This is a genomic window from Aeromicrobium sp. (assembly GCF_014378035.1).
Classification (GTDB): domain Bacteria; phylum Actinomycetota; class Actinomycetes; order Propionibacteriales; family Nocardioidaceae; genus Aeromicrobium.
On the sequence record NZ_JACMOM010000147.1, the window covers coordinates 1 to 4,786 of the forward strand.

General features: G+C 65.2%; 4 protein-coding genes and 1 pseudogene. 2 read left to right on the plus strand and 3 right to left on the minus strand.

Going from position 1 to position 4,786, the window contains the following annotated elements:
• The coding region (locus H7290_RS07765) for an endonuclease/exonuclease/phosphatase family protein (protein WP_290513452.1) at positions 1-699 on the minus strand (699 nt) is incomplete at its 3' end.
• Positions 700-1,541: 842 nt separating this feature from the next.
• On the opposite strand from H7290_RS07765, the gene H7290_RS07770 reads away from it, so the two are divergent.
• Positions 1,542-2,195, plus strand: a complete 654-nt coding sequence (locus H7290_RS07770; RefSeq protein WP_290513455.1) for a thymidine kinase — start codon at positions 1,542-1,544, stop codon at positions 2,193-2,195.
• A 92-nt stretch (positions 2,196-2,287) separates the two neighbouring features.
• Here the strand turns inward: H7290_RS07770 and sepH are convergent, their stop codons facing one another.
• A complete protein-coding gene (sepH, locus tag H7290_RS07775; RefSeq protein WP_290513453.1) occupies positions 2,288-3,331 on the minus strand; it encodes a septation protein SepH in 1,044 nt (347 codons plus the stop codon).
• 115 nt (positions 3,332-3,446) lie between these two features.
• Here sepH and H7290_RS07780 point away from each other — a divergent pair, with 115 nt between their 5' ends.
• Positions 3,447-4,067 carry a trimeric intracellular cation channel family protein gene (locus tag H7290_RS07780; RefSeq protein WP_290513454.1) on the plus strand — a complete coding sequence of 207 codons (621 nt, stop codon included), beginning with the start codon at positions 3,447-3,449 and terminating at the stop codon, positions 4,065-4,067.
• A gap of 21 nt (positions 4,068-4,088) precedes the next feature.
• On the opposite strand, the pseudogene H7290_RS07785 reads toward H7290_RS07780, so the two are convergent.
• A pseudogene (locus H7290_RS07785) lies at positions 4,089-4,786 on the minus strand (1-pyrroline-5-carboxylate dehydrogenase); the annotation flags it as partial.

Sequence of the window (4,786 nt, forward strand, 5' to 3'; positions counted from 1 at the left end):
CACGTGAACAGTCTTTCCGTACAGCGCGGCGCCCTTGTAGTCGCGGGCAGACATCGTGGCGGTCCGGTAGAAGATCCACCGCGAACTTCCGCCTCTCGCGCGTGTGTAGCCGGACGACTTCATTCGTGAGGTCAGGCTGGTCAGGCGCGTGTACCCACCGGTCTCCTGCAAGGTGACGACGTCGGGATTCTTGGACTTGATGACCGCTGTGACTCTGGAAACCCGGTAAGACCAAGAACGAAGTTTTGGGCAGTGCTCGGCGCAGACGTTGTACGTGGCAAACCGGATCTTGGTCATGTCGGCACGCACTATCAGAGTCTTTGCCGAAGAAGTGCTCCGTACCTGGTGAGTCTGACCGCCCTCTCCGTCTGAGATTGGCTCATCGAGGTTGTCGATGGCTGTGACCGTGTATTGATATCTCGTACCGGGTGTCGTGGTCGGGAGACTGATTGTCCGGGTCAGTGACGTTGACGTGCTGGAGTGAGTGACCACTCCGTCTTTGGTGACTCTGAGCGCGTACTCGTCGGCGTTCACTACGGCGGGCCACGTGGCGTACGCCCGGTTGACGGAGATCTGAGTCATGCTCGGGTTGGGCGCGGACAGTTCAGCGGCTTGCGCGGCACTCACGCCGGGCACGATCGCAAAGATCAACCCAGACGCGAGAAGGGTGAGTCCGGCACGGGCGTGGAGGCTGGTCATGAGATGAGTCCCGTTGTCGTGGTGGCTTTGTCTGTTGGTGTGTGGGTACGGAGCGCTCGTCGCGTCCCTCTACATGGCCGATCCGAAGGTGGATCTGGTTCCCTCGAACGTTGGTGCAGACCGGTCCCGCCGTGTGCGTCAAGCTGGTGAGACAGGTCGCTGTCGGCAACGTCCTCGAACATCGTGTTCCGGTTCTGCCGGAAGCGAGCGCAGAGAATTGCTGACTGGAGAAGAAAGACGCCTTTGCTCTTCGTCAGAAAATCGTTGATCAGGTTCTCTTGATCGGGATCTCTTGCGTCAAGAATGTGGCGCAGTTCATCGTGCGTTGAGGTTGTCATGAGCGTGCGGGACCGTCGGAGCGGTCCGCCCTCTCCAGGAGGTTGCTATGGGCTCCGATGGGAATGACCGGAGCAGAAGGGAACCTCGAGGTGAGGGTTTCCTGGATTCCTGCGCGTTTGCCAGCGAAATGTATCCAAGATTTGCGGCACGCGGGTCCAGAACCGAGCCGATCGTCCAAGAATTCATTTCCTTGAGCCACGTGGGTCGATCTACGTTCACGCACGATCAACAAAGACGTCGCACTGCGTCGGTGCGGGCATAGCATTTCCCTCGTAGGTCCACCCGATCAAGGACGGAGAATGCCAGTGCCCGGATCACGCCAAAACGCCCACGATGCATTCATCGTTCTCTGGTTGAGAACCACGAACCAAGAACACAACTTCTTGCACGTCTTCCACAACGTTCAGCGCTTGTCGGACGGCACCAGTCGGTTCGCTGCATCTTTCAAAATCACCGTCATTCGAGGCTTATCGTGACCGATCATGACCAGTCAGCACTTCTTCATGGCTGACCTGAACTTCTACAGCGGCACCATGGACTGCGGCAAGAGCACGCTCGCCCTGCAGGTGGATCACAATCACCGGGCCCGCGGGCGGGTCGGCAGAGTATTCACGTCGCACGATCGCGCTGGCAAGGCGACGCTCTCGAGCAGGCTGGGGCTCGCCGTCGCGGCCATCGAGGTCGCCGACGACTTCCACTTCTGGGAGTACACCGTCGGCGAGCTCACACAGGGTGGTCGGATCGACTACTTCGTGTGCGACGAGGCGCAGTTCTACACCATCGACCAGATCAACCAGCTGGCCAAGATCACCGACGAGCTATCGATCGATGTCTTCGCATTCGGCATCCTCACCGACTTTCGTACCCAGCTGTTTCCAGGCTCGCTGCGTCTTGTCGAGCTCGCTGACCACGTGCACACCCTGCAGGTGGAGGCGCTCTGCTGGTGCGGCCTCCGCGCGACACACAATGCGCGGACCGAGGACGGCGTCATGGTCACCGAGGGTGAGGTCATCGTGGTGGGTGACGTCGAGGACGCCACCCGGCCAGTTCCGATGGTGGGCTACGAGGTCCTGTGCCGCCGGCACCACCGACGCCGCATGACGGCTGCGACGGCCAAGGCCTCGGCGATGTCGCCTGACGTCCTGCCCTTCGGGTGAGCTCTCCCGACGACGGCGAAACCGGCGCCGGGGCAACGAGTGGCGCATCGTCGACATGGCCGCGACTTCTGCTCCGGTCGGAAGGCTGAGGCTCAGTCGGTCTTGTCGCCGAACATGATCTCGTCCCAGCTGGGGACGCGACGGCGCTCGTGGCGCTTCTTGCGGGGGCCCATCGTGTCAGGCACCGCGACATCATGTTCGAGGTCATCCTCGAAGCCGTCAGCGTCCACATCGGGACCCGCGTGCTTGCGGGAGTCGCGATCGGCGACGTCGCGGGTCGTGTGGCCGTCGGAGCCGGGCCCACTGGCGTCGTCGGCGCCAGCCGCCTCATGCAGGGCCAGCTGCTCGAGCGCACGCCGATCGCGCGCGTCCTTCAGTGAGGAGACACCCGAGCCGAGGTCTGTGGCGTCGACATCGTGCAGGGTCATCGGTGCGGCAGAATCGACGTCGACCTCGACGTCAACCGGCGAGTCGGTCTCTCGTGCGGCACCGGCGACAGCGTCGGTGGCGGGGGAGCGTACGGCGTCGGCGATGGCCATGTCGGTGGAGTCCGGGAGCACGATGTCCCCGACGAGGTCGTGCGCGAACTCATCGGCCGGCACGACGTAGCGGCTCTTGACGTCGAACAGGAAGGTGGCTGGGTGGGCGGCACCGTCGGGTGTCACGACAACGGTCCATCGGCCGTCCTCACGTCGCCACGAGTCCCACGCTGCCGACTCAGGGACGCCCCCACCGACCGCGATGTTCTCGGCCACCAGGGCGCCCATCAACACACCGGCACCGCCGATGTGCTTGCGCCGGATCGAGGTCTTGCGAGCCTGCTCGCACATGAACTCGCGTTCGGCGAGCACCGGACTGGCGAAGCCGTTGATCTGCTCGACCGGGACGCCAGCGGCGTCGGCGACGGACTGTGGCGACTCACCGCGTCGGATGCGGGTCTGGATGTCGCGCGGGCTGAGTGAACTTTCCATGCGGATCTCCAACTGGCCGGAGGTGCTCCCAGGGTGGGACGGCTTGCCGATCAGGGAAGTGAGGCGGTGATCAGCGGGGATGCGAAACTTCTCGCCGGTGGAGATATCCCGCGCGATGAGGAACCGTCTGTCCTCGCTCAGTCCGTCGAGACCGAGATCGCGCATGACGTCTCCTCCGGTGTACGACGCCGCACGGGCCCTGCCGCGACGCGTGGTTCCATCTTAGGGATGAGGTGCCGGAACATGCGGTGACGCGCCGACACCCGATAGCGTCGTCCGCGTGTCCGACACCCTCCTGCTCGTCCTCGATCTGGCCGGTATTGCGGTGTTCGCGTCGACCGGCGCACTCGTCGGTGTGCGCAAAGGGCTTGACGTCTTCGGCGTCATGGTGCTGGCACTTGTCACGGGACTCGGCGGCGGGGTGCTCCGCGACGTGCTCATCGGTGCCGTGCCGCCGGCCGCGCTCGACGACTGGCGCTACCTTGCGGTGCCCGCGGCGACATCGGTCGCGGTCTTCGTGTTCCATCCGACGTTCGGCCGGATGGAGCGCCAGATCATGGTGCTGGACGCCGTGGGCCTGGCACTTTTCTGCGTGACCGGCGCAGTCAAGGCCGACGAGGCGGGCCTCGGGTTCCTCGCGTCGGCGGCGCTCGGCCTGCTGACCGGCGTCGGGGGCGGCCTGATGCGCGACGTCGCCGCCGGACGTGTGCCGGTGATCTTCCGCGGAGAGCTGTACGCCACGCCAGCCTTCGCGGGGGCACTGATCGCGACTCTCATCCACCACCAGGGCTACGACGCGTGGTGGTACGCCCTCGCCGTCGGGGTCTGCCTGGGGTGGCGTCTCCTGGCCCTCAAGCGTGGGTGGACCGCGCCGCTACCTCCTGGCATCGACCACGGCTGACCCGTGTGTCGGTGGGGGAGGTCACGACCTGCGGGGCAGCACGCGTGCGAACTCCGTGTCGGGATTGCCGAACCGGTGGTTGGTGATCGAGATGGCCTGCTCCTGAAGAAATGGCAGCGCCTCGACGCGTCCTGACGAGGTGACCGGTGCGGCGTAGATCGCGACGTCGGGATCGCCCTCTACCGCGACAGCGACGTCCTTGGCGTCCGCGCCGATGAGGCGCACCCGCGACGGGCGGGTGTGGGCCACCTGCGTCAGCCACTCGTCGTGCGACTCGACGCGGGCACCCTCCACCAGGCCTGCGGGCAGCGGTACCCGCGAGCTGACGGTGACGGTCGACCCGGTGCGACGGGCGGCGAGAAGGATCCTGACGAGCTCGTGCAGGAGGCCGTCGAAACGAATCGTGACGGGCACCGCGACGTAGCGGAAGACGTTGCGCTCGACGCCGAGTTTGGAGACGTCCTTGAGGACGCCGTACTCACGCGACCACGCGACCTCGTCGGAGGCTGCCGAGGCCGTCAGCTCGCGGAGCTCTGCGGGGGTCACGTGTCCGGTTGCTGCCTCCAGCAGTGACGCGACGCTCGCCGAGAGCGGATGGCTCGTGGCGACCGTTCGCAGCGGGCGGGGTCGCCACGAGCCGAGGTGCGTGAGGTAGTTGGGTCCGCCCGCCTTGGTCGTCGTGCCGACCGATGACCGCTTCCAGCCGCCGAAGGGTTGCC

Excerpts from the sequence above, each read along its gene's own strand:
- sepH (WP_290513453.1), bottom strand. The coding sequence starts at position 3,331 with ATGCGCGATCTCGGTCTCGACGGACTGAGCGAGGACAGACGGTTCCTC.
- H7290_RS07770 (WP_290513455.1), top strand. The coding sequence starts at position 1,542 with ATGGCTGACCTGAACTTCTACAGCGGCACCATGGACTGCGGCAAGAGC.